Below are 24,204 nucleotides of genomic sequence, written 5' to 3'. Positions count from 1 at the left end.
CACCCATCCCTCCGCTGAAACGATGAGGTCATCCGTCATGCTCGGCCCCCGTCTCGACGTCGCAGACGTCACCATGAGGTTCGGCGAGTTCGCCGCCCTCTCCGAAGTCAATGTCAGCTTCGAGCCGGGAGCCGTGCACGCGGTCGTCGGTCAGAACGGGGCGGGTAAGACGACCTTCGCCCGTGTCGTCTGTGGGTTGTACGAGCCCACAGGCGGCACCGTCTCCCTCGACGGAGTCCGGCTGCAGGCCGGCGATGTCGTCGGAGCCCGCAAGCAGGGTGTCGACATGGTGCATCAGCACTTCAGCTCGCCGCCCTCGATGACGATCGCGGAGTGTCTCGAGCTCTTCTCCGCCGACACGAAGCCTCTCTACTCGCGGCGAAAGCTGGAGCAGCACTGGCAGCGACGTGCGGACGAGGCGGGGTTGGGCCTCGACGTGCGCATCCGGGTGCGCGACCTGTCGGTCCCGCAGCGCCAGTCATTGGAGATCACCCGGGCGCTGGTGGGCGATGCCCGGGTGCTGATCTTCGATGAGCCCACGGCCGCCATTCCGGCGAGCGAGGTTCCTGCGCTGTTCGAGCGCATCCGGGGGCTCGCCGCACGGGGACTCACCGTGATCGTGGTGCTGCACAAACTCGCCGAAGTGTTCGCTGTGGCGGACACCGTGACCGTGCTGGAGAAGGGCAGGGTGTCCCTGCCGCTGACCCCGGCGCGCGAACTCACGCCCGAGACCGTGGCCGAGCACATCATCGGTCAGCAGCGAACCGACGACGTCGTGGAGCTGGTCGACAGTGGGGGAGTCAGCTACGTCGGCGCCGCGTTCCCGGCGGACGCTGAACCGCTTCTGCGGGCCAGCGGCCTGTCGACCAAGGACACGTCCAACGACGCGGCCCTGTCCGAGGTCGAGCTCGAGTTGCGTCCGGGCGAGATCGTCGGCATCGCCGGTGTGGAAGGGAACGGTCAGCGCTCCCTCGTCGAGGCGATCGTCGGCCTCACCCCCGTCACCGGTTCCCTCACGCTCGACGGCACGGAGATCGGACGCGCGTCTGTGATCGGTCGCCGCCGCGCCGGAATCAGAGCCGTCCCGTTCGAGAGGAACCTCGAGGGGGTCAGCTCGACCAGCCCGCTCTGGGCGAACGTCGCGATATCCGACGTCCTCATGCAGACGACAGCCTTCATCAACCGATCGAAACTCCGGAGTTCGGTCTCCGCCCGCCTGGACACGTGGAGTGTCGCGTACCGGTCGGTGGATCAGGCCGCAGGGCAGCTCTCCGGCGGCAACATCCAGCGCGCGATCCTCGCCCGCGAGATCGACGACAACGCCCGGCTCGTCCTCGCCGCCCAGCCCACCCGAGGGCTCGACATCGGCGCGATCGCCTTCGTGCAGAAGTCTCTCGCCGACGTCGCCGCTCGCGGCGGAGCCGTCCTCCTGGTCTCGAGCGATCTCGACGAACTCCGCGCTCTCTCGACGCGCATCCTGGTCCTCCGAGGCGGTCGCATCGTGGCCGAGATGCCGCCGACAGCCTCGCTCATCGAAATCGGAACGGAAATGGTCGGTGCCGCTCATGCATAGGCTCTCCGCCTTCGGGCGCTCCGCGGCGATGGTCATCGCAGCCTTCGCCCTCGGCTCCCTCGTCTTCCTGGCCTCCGGCTACAACGTGTCCTCCGTCTGGAGCGGCACCGTGCAAGGCGCCATCACGGCACCCGGCGCGCTGCAGAACACGCTGCGCTGGACCATCCCGCTGGTGATCGCCGGTCTCGGTGTCCTCGTGTCCTTCCGCGCCGGGTTCTTCAATGTCGGCGCACAGGGGCAGATCTACCTGGGCGCTCTCGCGGCCACCGTCGTCGGGCTGACGGTCCACGTCCCAGGGCCGCTGCTCAGCGTGCTCTGCGCGGTCGCCGGCATGGTCGGCGGTGCCGTCTGGGCCTTGATCGCCGCCGTGCTGAAGGTGGTGTTCGGCACCGATGAGGTGCTCTCCACGCTGATGCTCAACTTCATCGCGGTGCTCCTGGTGCAGTACGTGGCCGGTGGCCCGCTGCGGGACAAAGCCGGGTCGAGCGCCGTCGCGTCCACCACAGCGCTACCGCAGGATGCTCGCGTTTCGAACGGACTGGGAGTGTCGGCCGCCCTGCTCATCATCGCCGTGCTCGCTGTCGTGCTGGTCTGGGTGTGGGCATCGTCCACTCGCAGTGGACTCACCACGGAACTGCTGGGGCGGAACCCCGTCGTCGTGCGCTGGCAGGGTGCGTCGTCGAGACGGCTGGCGTTCGTGTGCTTCGGCGCAGCGGGAGCCGCGGCCGGTCTCGCGGGCAGCCTGGACGTGCTCGGCCCCGCCGGCCGGCTCGTCGCCGGCTTCTCGCCCGACATCGGTTTCACCGCGGTGCTCGTTGCCCTGGTCGGGATGTTGACCGTGCCCGGCGTCGTCCTCGCCGGGCTGCTGTTCGGCGGACTGCAGGCCGCCCTCCAGTACCTCCCGACCGTCTCGGACATTCCCCGCTCCGCGCTCGACCTCATCCAGGGGCTCATCGCCGTGCTGATCACTCTGCAGGTGCGCAGCGTCTGGCGGAGGCGAGCCCGCGCGCCGAAACCCGATCAGAACATCCCCGAACCATCCCCGACAGCAGCGGAGACAGCAAATGTATGAGTTCCTCGCCACCGCAATACGCGACGCCGCCCCGCTCCTCTGGGTGGCCCTCGGCGGCCTCCTGGCTTACCGCGTCGGAGTGTTCAATCTGGGTCTCGAGGGGCTCATGGCGATCGCCGCCTTCACCGCGGTCGCGGCGGCCAAGGCGACGGGCAGCATCGCTCTGACTCTGCTCATCACCGCCGCCGTCACCGTCGCCGTGTCGATCGTCTACTGGCTGTGCATCACCATCCTCAAAGGCGACGTCATCATCGTCGGCATCGGCCTCTCGACCGTCGGGCTGGCGCTCACAGTGTTCATGCTCAACGTCTTCTACGGCTCTCAAGCGACGGCGAATGCGCCGGTGGCGCTTCCGGAGCCCATCCCCTCCACTGTCCGCGGCGGGCCGATGCAGATCATGGCAGGGATGTCCATCCTGGTGTGGATCCTCCCCGTCGTCGCTCTGATCGTCTGGGTCGTGCTGCGCCGGACCCAGGCCGGGCTGGTCATGAACGCGGTCGGCGAATTCCCGTTCGCGGCGCGCAGTGCCGGCCAGTCGCCCACCGTGGTCCGTTTCTGGGCCATCGCCGCAGGAGGCGTCCTGATCGCGATGGGGGGAGCGGAGCTCTCGCTCGGGGGCCTCGACTCCTTCAGCCAGGACATGACGGCCGGCCGGGGATTCCTCGCCTTCTCCGCCCTCATCTTCGGCGGGGGAACGGTGTGGGGTGTCGTCGGAGCGTGCGCCTTCTTCGGCGTCGCCAACGCGCTCGGCATCCTCGCCCAGGTGCAGGGATGGAGTCTGCCGACCGAGTTCCTCCTCGCCATCCCCTACATCCTCACGATCCTCGCCGTGACCGTCGCCGCCTACATCGCCAAGCGCGCCGGCGGGAACATCGCCACCTTCGCGGAACTCCGCGATTGACGTCCTGCACAAGAGAAAGACAGCCATGCCCTCCTCCGACTCCCTGTCCTCGACCGACCGCGCGCACCTCGAGCACGCGGTGCGGCTCGCGACCGAGAACGTCGCCGCCGGCGGCGGCCCGTTCGGCGCCGTCCTCGTCGACGCGGACGGCGCCGTCGTCTCCGTCGGCCAGAACCGCGTCACGCGCGACAACGACCCCACCGCGCACGCCGAGATCGTCGCCTTGCGCGCCGCGGGCCGCCTGCGCGACGACTTCAACCTCTCCGGTCTGACCCTCTACTCCTCGTGCGAACCGTGCCCGATGTGCCTGGCCTCGAGCCTGTGGGCGCGGGTGGACCGGGTGGTCTTCGCCGCGGACCGCTACGACGCGGCCGACGGCGGCTTCGACGACCTCGCCTTCTACGACCTCTTCGCCCGAGACCGCGAAACCTGGGAGACACCGGTGGAATCGCACCCCCTCCCCGGCCGGGCGACGCCGTTCGACGCGTGGAAGTCGAACACGACCCGCGTCGACTACTGACGCGAATCCCGATAGGAGCACCATGAAGAACACGTCCGTCCGCCCGGTCATCATCGGGTCCGGGATGATCGCCGTCAGTCACGCCCGCGCGCTCGCTGACATCGGGATCGCTCCCGCGGTCGTCTGGAGCCCCAGTCCGGCGAACCGCGAGCGGTTCGCCGCCGACTGGGACGCCGTGTCCGCGCCCTCCTTGACCCAAGCGCTGGACACTCCCGGTGTCACCCACGTGCATGTGTGCTCGACGCCGATGAACCATCTCGACCCCATCCGGGAGGCCGCGGAGCGCGGACTGGCGATCGTCAGCGAGAAGCCGCTCGCTCCGACCGGAGAGCTCGCCTCCGAGGCTCTGGAGTACGTGCAGTCCCACGACGTCGCTCACTTCCTCAACTTCAACCGCCGGCAGGACGAGGGCATCCAGCTGCTCCGTGCCGCGATCGGCGCCGGAGACCTCGGCGCGCCCGTCTCGGTGTTCGGGCACTACCGCCAGCAGTGGAACGCCAATCCGAGCGGGCTCGACTGGCGGTACGACCCGCAGCAGGTCGGCCCTTCCCGCACTGTCACCGAGATCGGCTCGCACTGGCTCGACCTCGCGGAGTTCGTGCTCGGGGACCACATCGGCGAGGCGAGCGGGCTCCTGTCGAGGATGGGAGAGCGCGATTACGACACCGGTTCGGCGTCCGGCCGGGTGAACCCGCCCAACGACGATCTGTTCGCCGCGCTGCTCCGATTCGACTCGGGCGTCGTCGGCCAGGTCTACGGGACCGAGCTCTCCCACGGCTCGTTCGACGAGATCGAACTGCGCGTCGACGGCACCCTCGGGTCGGCGGTCTGGACCTCCGGGCACCCCAACCTGCTCCGCATCGGCGACAAGACCTCCGGGCTGCGCACGCTCGGCCTGGACGCGCCCACCTCATCCCTCGGGCGGAGCATCGCCGCCATCTACGGGGGTGAGGCGGAGGAACGCGGAGTCGCCACCTTCGTCGACGGGCTCAGCAACGCACTCGCGATGGACGCCATCCGGCTGTCCGCGCAGACCAACACCTGGAAGGAAACACGATAGTGAACCGCAATCAGGCACCTCTCGGCTTCACCCTCATCGGGGGCACCGCACTCGTCACCGGCGCTGCAGGAGGCATGGGCCGCGCCATCACCGCCGCCCTGCTCAACGCCGGCGCGACCACCGTCTACGCCTGGGACCGGCTGCCCACCGACAGCGACGGGGTCACCTCGCAGATCGTCGATCTCGCCGACACCACGGATGTCGAGCGTGCTCTCGCCGCGCTCGAACGCACGCCCGAGATCGTCGTGAACGCCGCCGGGTTCCAGGTCGCACGCCCCACCTTCTCCGTCGACACCGATGACTTCCGCCGCACCCTGGACATCAACCTCACCAGCCCGTACGTCATCCAGCGTGAGGTCGCCCGGCGTCTGGCCGACGAGGACAGGGAGGGCGCGTTCATCAACATCACCTCGGTCGCCGGCAAGCACGGCTTCAGCAATCAGGTCGACTACACGACCTCGAAGGCGGCGCTGATCGGGCTCACCCGGGCCGCCGCCCTGGACCTCGCACCTGCCATCACCGTCAACGGCATCGCTCCCGGCACCGTAGACACGCCGATGATCGCGCAGGTCATCGCCGAGGTGGCCGCCCAGACCGGGCTCTCGCTGGAAGACCAGCGGGAGGCGTTCGTGTCCGGCATCCCCACCAAGCGGATGCAGCAGCCCAACGAAGTGGCTGCCGCCATCGTGTTCCTCGCCTCGGTCGCCGCGCGCTCGATCACCGGCGAGATCCTCAACGTCGACGGCGGGAGCACGCGTGACTGACGGGCGGCCCTCGGAACTGGCCCGCGAGGCCGCGCGCACGCTCGCCGAACTCACCGGCGTCCCCCGGCACGAGATCGCCATCACACTCGGCTCGGGGTGGAGGTCGGCTGCCGAGCTGATCGGGGACGTCGTCGCCGACATACCCGCGGCAGAGGTGCCCGGATTCACCCCATCGGGTGTCGCCGGCCACTCGGGACGGCTCCGGTCGATCCGGTTGGCCGACGGGAAGCATGTCCTCGTGATCGGCGCGCGCACCCACCTCTACGAAGGGAAGGGCGTCGCCGCCGTGGTGCACGGAGTGCGCACGGCCGCCGCAGCCGGCGCCACGACGCTCATCCTGACGAACGGTGCGGGCGGGCTGAACCCCGCCTGGACCCCGGGCGAGCCCGTGCTGATCCGCGACCACATCAACCTGACAGCCACCTCGCCGATCGTGGGCGCCGAATTCGTCGACCTCACGGACCTGTACTCCCCGCGTCTGCGCGAGCTGGTCGGCTCCATCCGCCCGGGGATCGACGAGGGGGTCTACGTGCAGCTGCCGGGGCCCCACTACGAGACACCCGCCGAGATCGCGATGGTCCGCGCGATCGGCGGGGACATCGTCGGCATGTCGACCGCGCTCGAAGCCATCGCGGCGCGGCAGTGCGGACTGGAAGTCCTCGCGATCTCCCTGATCACCAACCTCGCCGCCGGGATCCAGAACGCGCCGCTCAGTCACCAGGAAGTACTGGAGGCCGGCGCATCGGCCGAAGGCCGCCTCGGCCCGCTGCTTGCCGAGATCGTGAACACGGTGGGGGCTGCCGGATGATCGCGGACGATGTGTTCGCCCGCGCCGAGTGGTGGCTGCACAACGACCCCGACCCGGTCACACGGCAGGAGCTGACCAAGCTGCTCGACTGGGCACGCCAGGGTTCACCCGCCGCGCTTGCGGACCTCCGGGACCGGTTCTCCGGACGTCTGCAATTCGGAACCGCTGGCCTGCGCGGTGCGCTGGGAGCAGGCCCGAACCGGATGAACCGGGTATCCGTCGCCCACACCGCGGCGGGGCTCGCCGCCTACCTCAACGCCACCCCCGGCCCCCCGTCGGTCGTCATCGGCTTCGATGGCCGGACCAACTCGCACGCCTTCGCCATCGACACCGCCGAGATCATGGCCGCGGCAGGGATCACGACGTACCTTTTCGCTCGGCTGGGGCCGACGCCGCTGCTCGCCTTCGCCGTACGGGAGCTCGACGCCACAGCCGGCGTCATGGTGACGGCCAGCCACAACCCTGCCGGTGACAACGGCGTCAAGATCTACCTGGGAGGGCAGCACAAGGGCGCCCAGATCGTCGCGCCCGTCGACCAGGAGATCTCTGCACACATCGGCGCCGCCGCGGCGTTGCCCTACGCGGTGATCCCGCTCTCGTCCGATTTCGAGCTCGTCCCGGCGTGGGTGAGCCGGAAATACATCGCCGCCACCTCTTCACTGGTCACCCGATCCCCAGTGGCGATGCGCGTGGTTCATACCGCGATGCACGGCGTGGGCTGGAAGACGGTGGAAGAGGTGGTGTCCGCGGCCGGCTTCTCCTCCGTGATCCCCGTGCCCGAACAGCAGCATCCCGATCCGCGTTTCCCGTCCGTGCGATTTCCGAACCCCGAGGAGCCGGGGGCTCTGGATCTCGCCTATGCACTCGCGACGGAACGCTCGGCCGAACTCATCATCGCCAACGACCCCGACGCCGACCGGCTTGCCGTCGCCGTTCCCGACGACGAGGGCTGGCGTCGACTGACCGGAAACGAGGTGGGCCTGCTGCTCGGCTGGGACGCCGCTGAACGGACTCGCGCACGCGGTGAGACGGGGACGCTGGCGTGCTCGGTTGTGAGTTCGCCGGCACTCGGGCAGGTGGCAGCCGACTACGGGCTCCGATTCGTGGAGACGCTCACGGGCTTCAAGCACATCGCGCGCGTCCCCGATCTGATCTTCGGGTTCGAGGAGGCGCTGGGCTACCTGGTGGACCCTGCCAAGGTGTCCGACAAGGATGGGATCTCCGCCGCTGTGGCGGTTCTGGACCTGGCATCCCGGTTGAAGCGGGAAGGGCGCTCGTTGGACGATCGGCTGCTCGAAGCCGCCCACCGGTTCGGCGCCCACGCATCGGAACAGGTGTCGATCCGGACAGCTCGGGTGAGCGATATCACCGAGACGATGGCAAGGCTGCGCCGCCGGCCGCCGGCCGTGTTCGCGGGCGCGGACGTCGTGGCGGTCGACGACTTCCTCCACGATGTGCGGGAGTTCGCACCGACGGACGTGCTTCGCTTCCGGCTGGCCGACGGATCCAGGATCATCGTGCGTCCATCCGGCACCGAGCCCAAGCTGAAGGCCTACATCGACACGCACAGCGTGATCGGGCGCCCGGAAGAACGCATTCGCATGGCCCGTGCGCGTGCGCGCGACCTGGCTGATGGAGTGCAGCGAGAACTCAGGGGAGCGTCCGCGGCCGGGGGCGGCCTCGATGACTGAGCCGGCACCGGGCAGTGGCGTGCGGTCGCTCGTCGCGGCCGCCGGATTGCCGTACTTCCCGATCGCGCTCTTCGCGCGGCTACCTCTCGCGATGACGCTGATCGGTTCCATCACGATGATCACGATCGTCCGCGGCTCGCTCGCCGAGGCGGGTGCGGTATCCGGCGTGCTCGGGCTCACGTCGGCGTTCGTGGCCTCCGTGATCGGGATCGCCGCCGACCGGTGGGGCCAGCGGCCGGTCGTGCTCGTCGCTTGCATCGGGAATGCGATCGCGCTGACGAGCCTTGTCGCCCTGACCGTCGTGGGAGCCCCGCTGTGGTCACTGCTCCTGGTCGCGGTTGCGGCCGGCGGCACATCCCCGCAGATCGGACCCATGGCGCGCGCTCGCTGGATCGGTCTGGCAGGAGGCCGGTCGCCGGCGGCTCTGACGTGGGCGATGGGTTACGAGTCGACGGCGGACGAGCTGACGTTCATCATCGGACCCCTCCTCGTGGCTCTTCTCGCCGGTGCCCTCTTCCCGGCCGCTCCGCTGCTGCTGGCCGCACTCGTGACGGCAGGCTTCGGCATCGCCTTCGCGGTGCATCCCACCCATGCCGCCGCGCGGGCATCGCGCGAGACCGCTCCTGCTCGGCCCGTCCGCGAGGTCTTCTCACCCCGCGCCGTCGTCACGCTCGGAGGAATGGTGCTGATGGGCGCCTTCTGGGGAGGGTCACTGACCACCCTGACCGGGTTCGCAAGCAGAGCCGGTCACCCGGCTCAGGCCGGTCTCATCTACGGTGTGATGGGCATTGCGGCCGGCGGCGTGGCCTTCGGCGCCGGTCTGCTGCCGAGCCGCTTTCGACTCACCTGGCGCTGGATGAGCGGCGCGGGGATCCTCCTCATCGCCATGGTCGGTGCGTCCACGTCAGCCGATTCGATCGTCCTGGCCGCCTGGTATTTCGGCGCCGGTATCGGGGTGGGCCTCACCATCGTGACCCTGTTCAGCCTCGCGGCGTCCGGCGCCCCCGCGGGCCGCTCCAGCACCGTGATGACCATCATGAACGCGGGGATGATCCTGGGGCAGGCGCTCACAACGACCGTCAATTCCCAGCTTGTGGCCGTTCGTGGGCCCTCGGCCGGGCTAGTGACCCTGATCCTGGTCGCCGCCGGCATGCTGGCCGCGGCGTCGATCCGGGCGGCGATGCGAGACGCTCCCCGCCCGTCTCGGACGGCGGCGCCATGACGGCGCCGTGAAAGGACGGGAGGGCACGATCATCGGCGGGCCCTCCCCATTCGGGCCCTCCCCGCGCACGCCGGATGCGGGCGTGGGGACGGCCCGGAGATCAGTTCTGACCGAGATCGTGCTTGGCGGCGCGAGCCGCGGCGACGAAGGCGTCGATGAGGCGCGACCGCCTGCTCTTCTCCCAGCCGAGCAGAACATCTGTCGGCGGCAGGTCTGAAACGGGGACGAACGCGACGTCGGGCCGCCGGTAGAACCGAGCCGTCGACTGGGGGAGGATCGCGATCCCGCTCCCCACGGCGACGAGCTCGAGTTTCTCTTCGACGGTCCGGCTCGGAGGACGCGCCGACCCTCGACGGGGGAGCATCTCCGCGGCGACGGTGGCCCACTCCGGCACGGCGGCCGGATCCTGGAGCAGGTGCTCCCCGGCGAGGTCGCCCATGAGGACGCTCGGCGCCGCCGCCAGCTCGTGGTCGGTCGGCAGCATGACCACGCGAGGCTCGGAGAACAACAGCTCGGTGGCCAGCCCGGCGGCGTCGAACGGCCGTCGCAGATAGCTGACGTCCGCGCGGCCGTCGTGCAGCACCCGCACCTGGTTGTCCCAGCTCGTGCGCATGACATGGATCGACACCTCGGGGAGGGTGCGCTGGAAGGCTCGTACGGCTGTGGTGACCATCAGACCGGGCATGAAGCCGACAGTGAACTCGGACTCGCCCCGCGCGGCGATCGCCACCCGGCGCCGGACCGCCGAAGCGGACGCGAGGAGCGCCTCCGCCTCCTGGTACAGCAGCCGACCGTGGTCGGTGAGTTCCGTTCCACGGGTGTCGCGCACGAACAGTCGCACGCCGAGTTCCGCCTCGAACGCTCGGATCTGCCGGGAGAGCACGGGCTGCGCGATCATCAGCACCTCCGCTGCGCGGCCGAAGTTGAGCTCCTCGGCGACCGCGACGAAGTAGCGCAGCTTGCGCAGATCCAGATCGGTGTTCACAAAGCCAGGATCGCACACTCCTTGATACCTTTCGGGTCTCAATAAGAACGAAAGAGGTCTTGGACGGGCGACGCCTGAGCGAGGGATGCTCGATGCGGTTCAACGAAAGGAAACTCCATGTCTCTCAACGGGAAGCGCGTCGTCATCATCGGCGGCACCTCCGGAATCGGCCTGGCGACCGCGCACGCTGCGGTGGACGCCGGTGCAGAGGTCGTCATCGCATCCAGCCGTCAGGCGAGCGTCGACGCAGCGCTGGGCGAGCTGTCCGCCGGCACCACCGGCCGGACCCTCGACGTCCTCGATCCCGCCGACGTCCAGGCGTTCTTCGCCCAGGTCGGCCCATTCGATCACCTCGCGTACACCGCGGGGGAGCCGCTCGGACTCCTGCCCGTGGATGGACTCGACATCGACCGGGCGCGCGCCTTCTTCCAGGTGCGCTTCTTCGGCGCCCTCAACTCGGTGAGCGCTGCAGCACAGTACATCCGGCCGGGCGGGTCGATCACCCTCACCTCCGGTTCGGCCCGCACCCGCCCCGGTGCCGGCTGGGCCGTCGCGTCCAGCCTGTGCGGGGCGACGACGAGCCTCGCAGGTGCCCTCGCGGTCGAGCTCGCTCCCGTCCGCGTGAACGTGGTCGAGCCGGGCATCGTCCGAAGCCCGTTGTGGAGCGGTATGAGCGCCGAGGATCAGCAGGCGATGTACCAGCAGCAGGCCGACGCCCTCCCGGCCGGACGCGTCGGCGAGGTCGACGACGTCGCGCACGCTTTCGTGTACTCGATGACCCAGTCCTTCATGACCGGCACGTCCATTCCGGTGGACGGCGGGGCGCTCCTGGTCTGACGATGACCTCGGATCGAACCGTGAAGTACCCGCCTCTCGACCCGGACGCGGTGCTGTGGGTTCACAGCCCGGGCGGCCCGGACTCCGATCTGCTGATCATGATGCACGGCTGGAGCTATGACGAACGGCACCTGTTCGCCCTCCGCGCCCGTCTTCCCCAGGAGCTCACGATCGCCTCGCTCCGCGCTCCCACCGCCGAGGCGGGCGGTTACGCCTGGTTCCCGAGCTCGGGGAACCCGATCGGGAACCCGCGCGCGGAGGTCGCCAATGCGGCAGTGGACTCCGTGCTCGCCTGGTACGACGCCCTTCCACGCTTTCGCTCCGTCGGCGTGATGGGGTTCTCCCAAGGCGGGGCCATGGCCCTCCAGCTCATGCGGAGGCGCCCCGCCGAGTTCGGCTTCGGTGTCCAGCTCGGCGGATTCGTCGTCGCCGACGCCCAGCCCGGCGATCGGCAGCTTGCCCTCACTCGCCCTCCGGTGTTCTGGGGACGCGGCGCGCACGACTCGGTCATCCCGCGGTCGGCGATCCTGCGCACGGCGGAGTTCAGCGCGACGCATCTCTCGGTCGACGAGAGGGTCTACGGCGACCTCGGGCACGACGTGGCGGGGGAGGAGGTGCGGGACCTCAGCGCATTCGTGGCGGACATGGTCCTTCGCGCCGGTGCCACCCGGAACGGCTAGCGCGCTGGGCGCTGCGGCACCCGCGGCCGGATGCCGTCCAGCACGATGCGCACGGCTCCGTGAAGCTGCGCGTCGTCCCGGTAGAGCCCCCCGGTGACGGCGAAGATCACCCGCATCACATCGTCGGCATCGACATCGAGGCGCACCTCACCCGCGTGGCGGGCTCGCTCGACCAGCGGGTCGGCGATCCCGTAGATGGCATCCCGAGTCGGTACGTAGACGACCGAACTCTCGGTCAGAACGGTGACGATGGGGTGCTTGGTCCGCATGAAGTCGACGAACTTCAGCAACCACATCTCCAGCGCCCTCCAGGGGTCCGGTTCCTCGATCGACTCCCCGAATCGCACGAGTTCGTCGACGGCCGCCAGGTAGACCGCCTCCATCAGGGCGATCCGGGTGGGGAAGTTCCGATAGAGCGTCGCCACGCCGACGCCTGCGCGGCGGGCGATCTCCTCCATGCCGACGCCGGCACCCAGCTCGGCGTAGGCGAGGACGGCGGCGTCCAGCACCGCGTCGAAGTTGCGTCTGGCGTCAGCGCGCTGGGGGCGCCTCTCCTCGAGCAGCGCGGACAGGCTCACGCGACTCCTCTCCCGAAAATGTGATAGACAATCTATCGGATAACTGAGAGGCTAACTCTCAGTATGACGCCCATAGTACCGGGCAGACGGGAGCATCATGACATCCTCGACCGCAACCACCGTGAGCATCGGAGGCGATCTCAGTGTCGGCCGCGTCGGCTTCGGCGCGATGCAGCTGACCGGCGCACAGGTGTGGGGCGATTACCCCGACCGCGAGCAAGGCATCGCCCTCCTTCGCGCGGTCGTCGACGCAGGGGTCACCTTCATCGATACGGCGGACGTGTACGGCCCGCACTCCAACGAGCTCCTCATCCGGGAGGCGCTCCACCCGTACCCGGAGGGGCTGGTCATCGCCACCAAGGGCGGATTCGTCCGCGGAGGCTACGACTACTCCACGCTCGACGCGGTGGGCAACCCGAACTACCTCCGGCAGTCCGCCCACATGAGCGCCCGACGGCTCGGCGTCGACAGCATCGACCTCTACTACCTGCACAGCGGTCAGGCCACGGATGCACCGTTCGAGGAGCAGGTCGCCACGCTCGCCGCGCTCAAAGAGGAGGGTCTCATCCGGCACATCGGTCTCTCGAACGTCACGGCCGCCCAGTTCGAACTCGCCCGGAGCATCACCCCGATCGACGCAGTGACCGCGCTCTACAACGTCGGCAATCGCCGTGGGGTCGACCTGCTGCGGGCGGCGGAGGCGGCCGGCGCGGTGTTCTCGCCGTGGCACCCCGTGTCCATCCAGGACGGTGGCGACCCCGAGCGCATCGCCGCCGGTCTCGCGCCGATCGCGCACAATCATGACGCGTCGGTGCACCAGACCGCCCTGGCCTGGCTTCTCCACCGCGCCGACAACATGCTGCCGATTCCCGGCACCACCAGCGTCGACCACCTCGCGAGCAACCTCGGGGCCGCTGCGATCCGCCTCACCGACGACGAGGTGACCGCGATCACTGCACTCGTGCCGGAAGCGGCGTGAGCGAGGCAGCCCTCGTGCAGAGTTCCCGGCGGAGGTATTCGTTTCCGGCGTTGATCCGGACGCGCTAGTCGGCTGCGAGCAGGAGCGCCGACGGCCTGGGCGAGAAGGTGGTGTCCAGCACGAGGGTCGCCGCTCCGACCGCCGCGACGTCGACCGCGATATCGGACTGCACCAGCCGCACGGGATGCGGCGGGACGAGTGCGGGATCCGACCAGACGGCCTCCGGCAGCTCGGCGAGCAGGGAGGTGGCGATCGGGTTCCAGAACGGACCGCCGAAGATGACCTCGTCGATGTCGAGCAGGTTGACGACGACGACGATCGCCCGCGCCAGGGACCTCGCGGTGTCGACCATGATCGCCCGGGCGCGCGGGTCGCCGGCCGCGTCCAGCGCGGCCAGCCGGTGGAACGCGGCGCTGACGTCGCCCATGTCGTCGGGGTCGCCCGCTTCGTCGGCCGTCAGCAGCCCGTCGAGAACCGCGCGCTCCACGAGCGCCCGGGGGACGGTGATGTAGCCGACGCACCCCCGCCGACCGCAGGTGCACACCGCACCGTGGGGGTCGACGGTGATGTGCCCGGCGTCCCCCGCGTTCGATCCGATCCCGCGCACCACCTCGCCCGACACGGCGATGCCCGTGCCCAGGCCGGTGCCGTAGTACATGAACGCGAAGTCCCGGCTGCTCCCCGGCTCTGCGAACCAGAGTTCGGCGACGACAGCCGCCGTGGTGTCCTTCTCGAGCAGGACGGGGAGCCCGGTGGCCTCTCCCAGCGCCCGGCGGAGCGGCACCAAGTGCCAGTTGGGCATCATGGGCGGGTTGAGCACGATGCCGTTCTCGACGTCCACGGGGCCTGGCGACGCGATGCCGATGCCGAGGATGCGCGACCGGTCGACCAGCGACCGCTCGATCAGTCCCTCGATGGCCTCGGCCATCTCGGAGATGACCGCAGCGGGCTCGCCGGCGGTGGGGGTCCCTGTGCGGGAGTGGTCGCGGACCGACCCGGAGAGGTCGACGAGGACGTACGTGATCGCCGCCGGGTCGATGTGCACCCCGACCGCGAACCCGCCGGACGGGTTGAGCCGGAGCACCGCGGCGGGCTTGCCCGGGCCGCCCACCCGCGTCCCGTGCTCCTCGACGAGTCCCGCGTCGAGCAATCGCCGGCAGACGTTGGTGACGGTCATGCCGCTGAGCGCGGTCAGGCCGGCCAGCTCGGAGCGGGTGATGCCTTCGGGGCGGCGGCGGATGGCGTCGAGCACGACCGCCTGGTTGTACTCGCCCACCGCTGGCAGGTTGGTTCCGGTCGGATCCACGCTCCCCCTTCCCGTCGGCAACGCAGCTACAGCCTAGCCATCGCCGTCCGGGCCACGAGAGGCGTTGCCAGAGGGCGCGGACGCGCCGCCTTTGCGCAGCGCGTGCGCGGCGGATGTGCTTGCGCCCTATTAGGAAATATGATTTGCTAATCCAACCCGCCGCCGGCACACCCCCGCCGCGCGGTCGTGTTCTCTCCATTCCACAGAAGGCAGCACCGACTGTGCCTTCCCGTCAAAGTCGACCGCCTCGCACCGAAGCGAGGCATTCGGAAGGAAAACATGAGCAACAGAAGCACACGCATCCGCCTGGCGACCGTCGCGGCGGCTGCGACGATCACCGTCGCCGCCCTGGCGGGGTGCTCGTCCACCCCGGCCTCCGGCAACGGTTCCGGCTCGGCCTCCTGCGAGCCGTCCAAGGGCAAGGTGACACTGCAGTACTGGAACACCGTGAACGGGATGGACCAGGTGGTGGACGTCTGGAACAAGTCCCACCCGAACATCCAGGTCCAGGTCAAGAACATCTCGAACGACCAGTACGGCACGCTGGGCAACGCCCTCAAGGCGGGCAAGGCGCCCGAGCTGTCCCAGGTCGGCTACGACGAGCTGCCCGACCTGCGCACCCAGGACGCTTTCGTCGACGCCTCCGCCTGCAAGGCGGCCGTCGCGGCGAAGTCGAAGTTCGTGCCGTGGACGTGGTCGCAGACCAGCTTCGGCGGGACCGGCGTGTTCGCCTACCCGCAGGACACCGGCCCCATGGCGATGTACGTGCGCACGGACATCTTCGCCAAGTACGGCCTGGACATCCCGAAGACGTGGGACGAGTACGCGGCCGACGCGCAAAAACTGCACGCCGCCGACCCGAACCTGACCATCACCTACTTCGACCCGAACAACGCCGAGTGGTTCAACGGGCTGCTGTGGCAGAACGGCGCCGACATGTACTCCTACTCCGGCGGCAAATGGCACGTCACCGTCGACAACGACAAGGGCAAGCAGGTCGCCGACTACTGGCAGAAGCTCATCAGCCAGAAGCTCGTCCGCACCGACCTCGCCAGCGGATCCACTCCGGCCAACGCGGCCTTCGAGCAGGGCCAGCTCGCGACCTACCTCGGCGCGGCGTGGGGTTACAGCGGATTCCGTGACAACAACCCCGACCTGGCGGGCAAGTGGAGCATCGTGCAGTTGCCGACCTGGGGCTCCAACCCGGCCTCCGGCGACTGGGGCGGCTCGTCCGTCGCGTTCATGAAGGGCAACAAGCACCTCTACGAGTCGGTCGAGTTCAACACCTGGCTGAACACGGACCCCGAGGCGCTGGCTCTGGAGAACAAGCTCGGCGGACTCTACCCGGCGGCGCTCGCCGGGTCGAAGCTCCCCGCGCTGTCGCAGGGCGTGCCGTACTACAACAACGAGAAGATCTTCGACGTGTTCGCCGAGTCGTCGAAGAACATCGACACCAGCTTCACGTGGGGGCCCACCCAGAAGACCGTGAACCTGGCGCTGCAGGATGCGATGGCCAAGGCGACCGCGGGCAACGGCACCCTCTCCGATGCCCTCGGAGCCGCCCAGGCGACGGCCCTGAAGTCGATGAAGGATCTGGACATCAGCGCTGTGGCGGGCAAGTAGATCCCGTCATGACAGAAATCGCAACCCGCGCCCCACGCGTGGTCGCAACTGCCGAGGGTCGTCGCCGTCGTAACGGCGGCGGCCCTCGCGGCGGCGTCATCTTCGCGTTCATCGTGCCGTTCCTCCTGCCGTTCCTGCTCTTCTACGTCGTGCCGGTCTGCTACGCGATCTGGCAGAGCTTTCTCGTCGTTCGCCGCTCGGCGGGGCAGTACGGAGTGCCGTACACCGCCTTCGGCGGCTTCACGCAGTACGTCCAGGTGTTCCAGAACGCCGACTTCTGGACCAGCGTCGGGCGCGTGGCGCTCTTCGGCATCGTCCAGGTGCCTGTCATGCTCTTCGTGGCCCTCGTCATGGCGCTGCTGCTCGACACACCTCTGCTGAAGCTCAAGGCGTTCTTCCGCATCACGGCCTTCATGCCCTACGCCGTGCCCGGAGTCATCGCGGCCATCATGTGGTCGTTCCTGTACTCGCCCCAGTTCTCGCCGATCGTCGACGCCCTGAAGGCGATCGGGCTGCAGCCCGACTTCCTCGGGCCGTCCGGGGTGCTGTGGTCCACCGCCAACATCTCCACCTGGCTCTGGACCGGCTACAACATGCTGATCCTGTTCTCGGCGCTCCAAGCGATCCCGCAGGAGCTGTACGAGGCGGCGAAGCTGGACGGCGCGTCCAACTGGGTCATCGCCTGGCAGATCAAGCTGCCGATGATCACGCCGTCGATCATCCTCACCACCGTGTTCTCGATCATCGGGACCCTGCAGCTCTACGCCGAGCCGGCGGTGCTGCGCCAGATCTCGTCGAACATCTCCAGCACCTACACGCCGAACATGCTCGCCTACGCGGTCGCGTCCGGCAACAACTACCAGCAGGCGGCCGCCATCTCGGTCGTGATCGCCGTCATCACCTTCGTGCTGAGCTTCGCGTTCATGCGACTGACGTCGAGGAAGGCCGGCCTATGAGCACCAGCGCACCCATCCGCGAGAGCCGCGTCAGCCGCACGGCGGCGATGGCCCTCATGTTCATCCTGGCCATCTACTTCATCCTGCCGATCTACGTCCTGATCGTCGCAGCGACGAAACCGCAGGGCGACCTGGCGTCGACCTTCGGTCTCGCCTTCTCGCACTTCGACCTGTTCCAGAACCTTGGAGCGCTGTTCGGGCGCAACGGCGGCATCTACGGCCAGTGGGCGATCAATAGCGTCATCTATTCGGTGTTCGGCGCCGTGGTCGGAACCCTCATCTCCGCCCTCTGCGGGTACGCGCTGGCGAAGTTCCGGTTCCGCGGCCGCGAGGTGCTCTTCTCGGTCATCCTCGGCGGCGTGCTGGTCCCCAGCACGGCCCTCGCGCTGCCGCTCTTCCTTCTGTTCTCGGCGACCGGGTTGGTGAACACCTACCTCGCCGTCTTCCTGCCGAGCATCGTCAGCCCGTTCGGGGTCTACCTCGCCCGGGTGTTCACCGCGGCGGCGGTGCCGGAGGAGCTGCTCGAGTCGGCCCGGCTGGACGGCGCGGGGGAGTTCCGCACCTTTTTCTCCGTCGCGTTCCGGCTGATGGTCCCGTCGCTCGTGACGATCTTCCTGTTCCAGTTCGTGGGTATCTGGAACAACTTCTTCCTCCCGATGGTCATGCTGCAGAAGGAGTCGCTGTTCCCGATCACCCTCGGGCTCTACGAATGGAACGGCCAGACCGCGAAGGTCTCGCTGCTGCAGGGATCCGTCATCTCCGGATCGCTGGTGTCCATCATCCCGGTGATCATCCTGTTCCTGGTGCTGCAGCGCTACTGGCGCAGCGGGATCGCCGCCGGCGCCCTCAAATGACCGGCTGAACCCTCCTGCATCCCATCACGCCCGCGACCCCCGACCATAGAAGGTATTCCCCCTCCATGCCCTCCTCCGCTGTCTTCGTTCCGCACTTCCATTGGGACCGCGAGTGGTACGAGCCCTTCCAGGTGTTCCGGCACCGACTGGTGGGGGCGTTCGACCTCATCCTCGACGTGCTGGAGTCGGATCCAGGTTTCCGGTTCACCGTCGACGGGCAGATGGCCGCGGTGGAGGACTACCTGCAGATGCGGCCGGAGAATCGGGATCGGGTTGCCGCGCTGGTCGCCTCCGGGCAGCTCGCGGTGGGGCCATGGCTCATCCTGCTGGACGAATTCCTCTGCTCCGGTGAGACGATCGTCCGGAACCTGCAGTCCGGATGGGCCTCGGCGCGCGAGTTGGGTGGGAGCATGCCGGTGGGCTATCTGCCGGACATGTTCGGGCATGTCGCCCAGATGCCGCAGATCCTCGTCCGTGCGGGGATCGAGGACGCCGCTCTGTGGCGCGGGGTGCCCGGCTCCGTCGAAGGCCACGCCTTCTGGTGGGAGGCGCCGGACGGCTCGCGGGTGCGCACAGAGTACCTGTTCGACGGCTACGACAACGGACTCGACGTGCTCCTGGTCCCCGATCAGATCGGACGAGCGCTCGACGACTACACCCGCCAGACGCTGACGCGTTGGGGCGACGATCCGGTGCTCGCGATGGCCGGCACCGACCACAACGCGCCGCACCCCGACCTCGGACGGTGGCTGCAGGCGGCGTCGACCGACGAGCGGCCTATCCGCATCGCGACGTTGCAGGAATATCTGAGGGCTCACATCCAGGACGAGGTCTCGGCCGTGGTGCGCGGTGAGCTGCGCAGCCACGCCCGCGGCAACATCCTGCCCGGCGTGCTCTCGGTTCGGCTGGGACTCAAGCAGCGGATGGCGACCGCCGAGCGCACTGTGAGAGAGGCCGAGCGGGCGCTCGCCCTCTTCGCTCCGGACCGGGACGAGTCGCCGTTCCTCGCCCTCGCCTGGCGCAAGATCATCGAGTCGACCGCGCACGACTCCGTCGTCGGCTCCGGCACCGACGAGACGGTGGAGCAGGTGGATGCTCGGCTCGCGGAGGCGCAGCACGCCGCCCGTGCCGTCCGGGACGGGGCTCTGGCCGCCGGTGCAGCCGTCGTGCCGTCGGACGCCCATCTGGTGGTCAACACCCTCGCCGTGCCGCGGACTGCCTTGATCGAGGTCGACGCGGCCGCGCCCGTCGACGGGTCCGCCCTCGTGGCCGTGACCGCGGACCGGCGCGTTCGGCCGGTGCAGATGACCTCTGAGGCGCCGACAGTGCTCAGCGATGAGGTCGTGGAGGCGCCGCAGCTCGAGCGGGTGCTGCGGCGGATCCACCGCCGCGAGCTGTTCGGCCGACTCATCGACCGCTACGAACTCACGCCGGGCTCCCTCGTCTTCCACCTCGCGGAGGTTCCGGCGACGGCCGAGTTCGATCTGCTCCGGCTCCGCACGGAGGTCGCACAGGCGGCTGTCGAGCACCCGGGCGTCTGGCGGGTCCTGACGCTGGAGGAGGCGCGGGTGACCGCGGTCGTCCCCGTCGATGTCGCCGCCTCGGGTGCGACCGCGTTCCGACTCGTTCCCGGCGATGCCGTCGCGGAGCCCCACGTCGAGTCGGTCACTGCGACCCCGCGCCGTCTCACCAACGGCCTCGTCGCGGTCGAGGTCGCCGGCGACGGACTGCTGACCGTGACGGGCGCGGACGGCACCGTGCTGCGCGGTGTCGGCCGGCTCGTCGATGGGGGAGACCGCGGCGACAGCTACAACTACGCCCCGCCTGCGTCGGGCGTCGTCATCTCCGAACCGAGCAGCGTTGCGATCGAGCTCGTCGAGTCGGGGCCGTTGCGGGCGCGGCTGCTCATCACCCGCGTGTACGACTGGCCCGTCTCACTGTCCGGGGATCGGGATGTGCGGTCGGAGGAGACGGTACCGACCCCGGTCGAGACCGTCGTCGAGCTGCGCCAGGCCGAGCCGTTCGTCCGTGTCTCGGTGTCCTTCCTGAACCGGTCGGCCGACCACCGCCTCCGGCTGCACGTCCCGCTCCCGGAACCGGTGGCCGTGTCCGCGTCCTCCGGCCAGTTCGCCGTGACCGAGCGTGGGCTCGAGGCCGAGGGGGGTTGGGGCGAGTTCCCGCTTCCCACGTTCCCGGCGAGCGAGTTCGTCTCGGCCGGCGCGGCCACCGTGCTCGTGGATCACGCCACCGAGTACGAGGTCGTCGAGGGCGGCTCCGAGCTCGCGATCACCCTGCTGCGGGCGATCGGGTCGATCAGTGTGAACATCCACCCGCTGCGTGACGAGCCGGCGGCGACGGAGATCGCCGCGCCCGGCGCGCAGGACCTGGGGGTCCGGGTCGAGAACCGCCTTGCGATCGTGCCGTCGGCCGCCGGGTGGCGGGGCGCGAACGCCGTCGCTCTGGCGGAGGAGTTCCGCAACGACGTCCTGGTCGCCCGGGGAACCGCTCCGGTCGGCGGCGCGCTTCCGGAGGCGATGAGCGGCCTCGCCGTCCACGGCCGCGACACGCTGGTGTCGAGCGTCCGCCGCGTGACGCTCGACGGCCGGCCGGGGGTCGAGGTCCGGCTCGTCGCGATGTCGGACGACGGTGCGACCCCGACCCTGACCGGCGAGTTCACGGAGGCCGCCCAGGTCGACCTGCTCGGCCGGACGATCGCGGTCGAACAGGCCGACGGCGCCTGCGACCTGACGCTCGGTCCCTGGGAGATCCGCACCCTCGTGCTGCGCTGACCCGCACGGCATCCTTCCGGGGTGAGCAGTCGCGCGGTCAGTGGGCAGGGGAGTCGAAGCGGAGCCGGATGGTTCGCGCCTCGGGCCGGAGGGCGAAGTCGGGCCACACGTCCGGCCCGCACGCGCGCGAGCCGAGCCCGTGCTGTGCGGCGTCGATGAACAGGTACGAGGTCCGGGATGCCGGCAGTTCGTGGGGATGAGCGGCGTCGGCGACCTGCTGCGGGGTGTGCCGCGTGATCGTGAATCCCGGGCGGCGGCCACGGAGATCAGGCAGCGCGGTCAACCTGACCGGACCGAACAAGAGTTCCCGGAGGTCGGAGCGATGGCCGGACTCCTGCGGCCGGGCGTAATCGACCGTCAGGTCTTCGAGACTGGAGGTGAACCGGCCGACACGCGCGGCGCGACGGCTGTCCGGGTACGACTCCAGCGGGCCCGTCCCGAACCACTCGACCTCCGGGAGGCTTCCCCCGTCGTCCGGCAGGTCGAACCGCACGCCGATCCTCGGCCACACGCTCGGCCAGCCGGGGGAGGGCTCGACCTCCACCCGCAACTCCAGCCGGCCGTCGTCGAGGAGCGTCCAGACGGATTCGACCAGGACGGAGTGCAGGCTTGCCGCCGGCGCGACCCGCGTCAACGTCCGCAGCGCGCCGGGCGCCTCCTGGACGCTCACGAGTCGGTGCGTGAGTCGGTCGAGTCCGAGCCCGTGCCATTCCGCGGCGTTCGAGAGCCCCGGCGCGCTGTCCTGATGCTCCGGCTCGTTGACGGTGCTCTCCCCGCGGTCGTTGTCGGTCGGTGCGCGGAAAAGCTCCAGCCGTGGACCGGCGACGGCACGACCGGCGAGCCGGACGAGCCGGCCGCCTTCGAACTCGCCGATTCCCAGAGCGACCGTGCCGCCCGCGTCATGCCAGTCGGCCGGGCGGGGCCGACTGGCCTCCGGTCGCGCAGCGGTCAGGTCGTGCTGTGCGCGGGCGAGCACGTGGCCGGCCGGCGCCCAGGCGGTGTCACGCGCGAGCGCCGCCTGCACTGACAGCCACGTCTCGCCCTCGGCGGCGATGTGCTCTCCGGGCAGCGGCATCGTCGTCGTGCCGCCGGCGGGGATGGCATCGAGCGCGAACACGCCGCCCGCGACTCGCGTGCCATCGTGCTCGATCTGCCAGCTGAACTCCAGGTCGGCCGTGTCGGCGAACCGCCTCCGGTTCTCCATTGCGACGGTCCCGCCGTCGAACCGGAACCGGATCGGTTGGACCACCGCGGCGAACTCGTGAAGCCCAGGCGTGGGCCGGCCGTCGGAGAGCACCATGCCGTCCATGACGAAGTTGCCGTCGTGGATCACCTCACCGAAATCGCCGCCATACCCGTAGAACGGCACCCCTTCGGCCGTCCGGGTCAGGATGCCGTGATCGCGCCATTCCCAGACGAAGCCGCCGTGCAACCGGGGAAGCCGGTCGACCACGGCCTCGTACTGATCGAGGGCGCCGGGGCCGTTGCCCATCGCGTGCGCGTACTCGCACAGAAGGAACGGCTTGGTGCGCTGCCGGGCGCCCTGCGCGGGCGTGCACTCCAGCAGCGGAGCAGACGAACCGTCTGTTCCGATCGCCTCCGTTTCGGGGACCGAGGCGTACATGCGGGAGTACACATCGGTGTACTCCCCGGTGTGATCGCCTTCGTAGTGCACCGGGCGGTGCGGGTCGCGGGCGTGGACCGAGGCGGACATCGCCGCGAGGTTCGCACCGGTCCCGGCCTCGTTGCCGAGCGACCACATCACGATGCTCGGATGGTTCTTGTCCCGTTCGACGGTGCGCTCGATCCGGTCGAGGTAGGCATCACGCCAGGCGGGGTCGTCGCTCGGATTGCGCGCCCAGCCGCCGGCTTCGAACCCGTGCGTCTCCAGATCGCACTCCAGCACCACCCAGAATCCCAGCTCGTCGGCGATGTCGAGCAGCCGGGGGTGCGGCGGGTAGTGGCTGGTGCGGATGGCGTTCACATTGAACCGCTTCATCATGGCGAGGTCGGCGCGGGCATGGTCCTCATCGAACACGCGGCCGCGCTCCGGGTGGGTCTCGTGCCGGTTCATCCCGTGGAACACGATGCGCCGTCCGTTGACCAGGAAGCGGTCGCCGACGATCTCGACCGTCCGGAACCCGGTCCGAACAGTCACGGTCTCGCCGGCGGCGTGCACCGTCACGGTGTACAGCCGCGGCGTCTCCGCCGTCCACGGCTCGGCGTCGCCCACCGGGAACCGGCCGACGTCCGCCGGTGACCGCCAGGTGCGCTCGACGTTCAGTTCGGGGATGCGCAGGGTGACGGGATAGGCGTCCGAGGATGCGGTGATCTCCGGATCGATCCAGCCGGCTCCGTTCTCCCATCCGGTGCGCAGCCAGACGTCGTCCACGCCGTCGTCCGGCCGGGCGAGCAGGGTGACGTCGCGGAAGATGCCGGGCAGCCACCACTGGTCCTGGTCCTCGAGGTAGCTTCCGGGGGACCACTGGTGCACGCGGACCACGATCAGGTTCCCCCCGGGGCGCACCAGCGCGGTCACGTCGAACTCCTGCACGAGCCGGCTCCCTGTCGCGACGCCGACCTCGTCGCCGTTCAGCCAGACCCGGTACATCGACTCGACGCCATCGAACCGGAGGAGCGTCCGGCCCTCCCGCGGCCACGCCTCCGGCACGGTGAACGTGCGCCGGTAGTCGCCGGTGGGGTTCTCATCCGGGACGTGAGGTGGATCGACGGGGAACGGGTACCGGATGTTCGTGTAGGCGGGTGAGCCGAAGCGACCGTTCTTTCCGAGCACCCAGTGCGAGGGGACGGGCATCGGTGCCCAGGAGGTGTCGTCGAACCCGGGGGACGCCATGTCGTCGGTGACATTGGCCGTCGGGGACAACCGGAACCGCCATATCCCGTTGAGCGAGAGCTCCGGTGCGTCGGTGGTGACCCGCGATCGTGCGGGCACCCGGGCGCCGTGACCGGACGCGGTCTCCGACAGGTAACGCGGGACGGGCATGC

General features: G+C 69.4%; 20 protein-coding genes. 16 read left to right on the top strand and 4 right to left on the bottom strand.

The features are described from left to right. Nucleotides 1–22 precede the first annotated feature (22 nt). Genes J2W45_RS09960 through J2W45_RS09920 form a run of 9 tightly spaced genes read left to right on the top strand, consistent with a single transcriptional unit; the run spans nucleotide 23 to nucleotide 9,611 of the window. Nucleotides 23–1,573 carry an ABC transporter ATP-binding protein gene (locus J2W45_RS09960; protein WP_310131332.1) on the top strand — a complete coding sequence of 517 codons (1,551 nt, stop codon included), beginning with the start codon at nucleotides 23–25 and terminating at the stop codon, nucleotides 1,571–1,573. Continuing rightward, the gene (locus J2W45_RS09955) at nucleotides 1,566–2,645 is read left to right on the top strand and encodes an ABC transporter permease (RefSeq protein WP_310131329.1); all 1,080 of its coding nucleotides are present in this window, start codon (nucleotides 1,566–1,568) and stop codon (nucleotides 2,643–2,645) included. The genes J2W45_RS09960 and J2W45_RS09955 overlap by 8 nt, the downstream gene beginning before the upstream one ends. After that, the gene (locus J2W45_RS09950; RefSeq protein ID WP_310131326.1) at nucleotides 2,638–3,546 is read left to right on the top strand and encodes an ABC transporter permease; all 909 of its coding nucleotides are present in this window, start codon (nucleotides 2,638–2,640) and stop codon (nucleotides 3,544–3,546) included. The genes J2W45_RS09955 and J2W45_RS09950 overlap by 8 nt, the downstream gene beginning before the upstream one ends. Nucleotides 3,547–3,571: 25 nt before the next feature. Further along, on the top strand, nucleotides 3,572–4,066 hold the full coding sequence (locus tag J2W45_RS09945) for a nucleoside deaminase (RefSeq protein WP_310131324.1): 495 nt from the start codon (nucleotides 3,572–3,574) through the stop codon (nucleotides 4,064–4,066). Nucleotides 4,067–4,088: 22 nt separating this feature from the next. Beyond that, the gene (locus tag J2W45_RS09940; RefSeq protein WP_310131321.1) at nucleotides 4,089–5,126 is read left to right on the top strand and encodes a Gfo/Idh/MocA family protein; all 1,038 of its coding nucleotides are present in this window, start codon (nucleotides 4,089–4,091) and stop codon (nucleotides 5,124–5,126) included. Then, the gene (locus tag J2W45_RS09935; protein ID WP_310131319.1) at nucleotides 5,126–5,890 is read left to right on the top strand and encodes an SDR family NAD(P)-dependent oxidoreductase; all 765 of its coding nucleotides are present in this window, start codon (nucleotides 5,126–5,128) and stop codon (nucleotides 5,888–5,890) included. Before J2W45_RS09940 ends, J2W45_RS09935 begins: the two co-directional genes overlap by 1 nt. Next, entirely contained in the window at nucleotides 5,883–6,698 is an 816-nt protein-coding gene (locus J2W45_RS09930) for a purine-nucleoside phosphorylase (RefSeq protein ID WP_310131317.1), read from the top strand. Before J2W45_RS09935 ends, J2W45_RS09930 begins: the two co-directional genes overlap by 8 nt. Continuing rightward, the gene (locus J2W45_RS09925; RefSeq protein WP_310131316.1) at nucleotides 6,695–8,389 is read left to right on the top strand and encodes a phospho-sugar mutase; all 1,695 of its coding nucleotides are present in this window, start codon (nucleotides 6,695–6,697) and stop codon (nucleotides 8,387–8,389) included. Before J2W45_RS09930 ends, J2W45_RS09925 begins: the two co-directional genes overlap by 4 nt. Further along, the gene (locus J2W45_RS09920) at nucleotides 8,382–9,611 is read left to right on the top strand and encodes an MFS transporter (protein ID WP_310131314.1); all 1,230 of its coding nucleotides are present in this window, start codon (nucleotides 8,382–8,384) and stop codon (nucleotides 9,609–9,611) included. Before J2W45_RS09925 ends, J2W45_RS09920 begins: the two co-directional genes overlap by 8 nt. Before the next feature lie 100 nt (nucleotides 9,612–9,711). On the opposite strand, the gene J2W45_RS09915 is transcribed toward J2W45_RS09920, so the two are convergent. Next, the gene (locus J2W45_RS09915) at nucleotides 9,712–10,596 is read right to left on the bottom strand and encodes a LysR family transcriptional regulator (RefSeq protein ID WP_310131311.1); all 885 of its coding nucleotides are present in this window, start codon (nucleotides 10,594–10,596) and stop codon (nucleotides 9,712–9,714) included. Nucleotides 10,597–10,713: 117 nt separating this feature from the next. On the opposite strand from J2W45_RS09915, the gene J2W45_RS09910 reads away from it, so the two are divergent. Both J2W45_RS09910 and J2W45_RS09905 read left to right on the top strand, forming a co-directional pair. After that, nucleotides 10,714–11,433: an SDR family oxidoreductase gene (locus J2W45_RS09910; RefSeq protein ID WP_310131309.1), complete on the top strand. Its 720-nt coding sequence runs from the start codon at nucleotides 10,714–10,716 to the stop codon at nucleotides 11,431–11,433. Nucleotides 11,434–11,453: 20 nt separating this feature from the next. Beyond that, entirely contained in the window at nucleotides 11,454–12,113 is a 660-nt protein-coding gene (locus J2W45_RS09905) for an alpha/beta hydrolase (RefSeq protein ID WP_310131306.1), read from the top strand. Here the strand turns inward: J2W45_RS09905 and J2W45_RS09900 are convergent. Next, complete coding sequence (locus J2W45_RS09900; protein ID WP_310131304.1) at nucleotides 12,110–12,691, bottom strand: TetR/AcrR family transcriptional regulator; 582 nt, start codon at nucleotides 12,689–12,691, stop codon at nucleotides 12,110–12,112. The genes J2W45_RS09905 and J2W45_RS09900 overlap by 4 nt on opposite strands. Nucleotides 12,692–12,788: 97 nt before the next feature. Here J2W45_RS09900 and J2W45_RS09895 point away from each other — a divergent pair, with 97 nt between their 5' ends. Then, entirely contained in the window at nucleotides 12,789–13,670 is an 882-nt protein-coding gene (locus J2W45_RS09895; protein ID WP_310131303.1) for an aldo/keto reductase, read from the top strand. 64 nt (nucleotides 13,671–13,734) lie between these two features. On the opposite strand, the gene J2W45_RS09890 is transcribed toward J2W45_RS09895, so the two are convergent. Continuing rightward, the gene (locus J2W45_RS09890; RefSeq protein ID WP_310131301.1) at nucleotides 13,735–14,976 is read right to left on the bottom strand and encodes an ROK family transcriptional regulator; all 1,242 of its coding nucleotides are present in this window, start codon (nucleotides 14,974–14,976) and stop codon (nucleotides 13,735–13,737) included. A 279-nt stretch (nucleotides 14,977–15,255) separates the two neighbouring features. Between J2W45_RS09890 and J2W45_RS09885 the strand changes: the two genes are divergently transcribed. The 4 genes from J2W45_RS09885 (at nucleotide 15,256) to J2W45_RS09870 (ending at nucleotide 21,198) form a co-directional block, all read left to right on the top strand. Then, a complete protein-coding gene (locus J2W45_RS09885; RefSeq protein ID WP_310131300.1) occupies nucleotides 15,256–16,599 on the top strand; it encodes an ABC transporter substrate-binding protein in 1,344 nt (447 codons plus the stop codon). Nucleotides 16,600–16,607: 8 nt separating this feature from the next. Further along, nucleotides 16,608–17,555 carry a carbohydrate ABC transporter permease gene (locus J2W45_RS09880; protein ID WP_310131298.1) on the top strand — a complete coding sequence of 316 codons (948 nt, stop codon included), beginning with the start codon at nucleotides 16,608–16,610 and terminating at the stop codon, nucleotides 17,553–17,555. Next, the gene (locus tag J2W45_RS09875) at nucleotides 17,552–18,409 is read left to right on the top strand and encodes a carbohydrate ABC transporter permease (protein WP_310131297.1); all 858 of its coding nucleotides are present in this window, start codon (nucleotides 17,552–17,554) and stop codon (nucleotides 18,407–18,409) included. Before J2W45_RS09880 ends, J2W45_RS09875 begins: the two co-directional genes overlap by 4 nt. Nucleotides 18,410–18,474: 65 nt before the next feature. After that, nucleotides 18,475–21,198 carry a glycoside hydrolase family 38 N-terminal domain-containing protein gene (locus J2W45_RS09870; protein ID WP_310131296.1) on the top strand — a complete coding sequence of 908 codons (2,724 nt, stop codon included), beginning with the start codon at nucleotides 18,475–18,477 and terminating at the stop codon, nucleotides 21,196–21,198. 37 nt (nucleotides 21,199–21,235) lie between these two features. On the opposite strand, the gene J2W45_RS09865 is transcribed toward J2W45_RS09870, so the two are convergent. After that, nucleotides 21,236–24,202 (bottom strand): glycoside hydrolase family 2 TIM barrel-domain containing protein, encoded by a 2,967-nt coding sequence (locus J2W45_RS09865; protein WP_310131293.1) that lies wholly within the window; start codon nucleotides 24,200–24,202, stop codon nucleotides 21,236–21,238. Between the last annotated feature and the right edge of the window lie 2 nt (nucleotides 24,203–24,204).

Origin of the sequence: Leifsonia shinshuensis (genome assembly GCF_031456835.1) — a bacterium.
In the GTDB taxonomy this organism is placed as follows: Bacteria; Actinomycetota; Actinomycetes; order Actinomycetales; family Microbacteriaceae; genus Leifsonia; species Leifsonia shinshuensis_C.
Note: the sequence above shows the minus strand (reverse complement) of the source record. Positions and strands in the feature narration are given on the sequence as shown.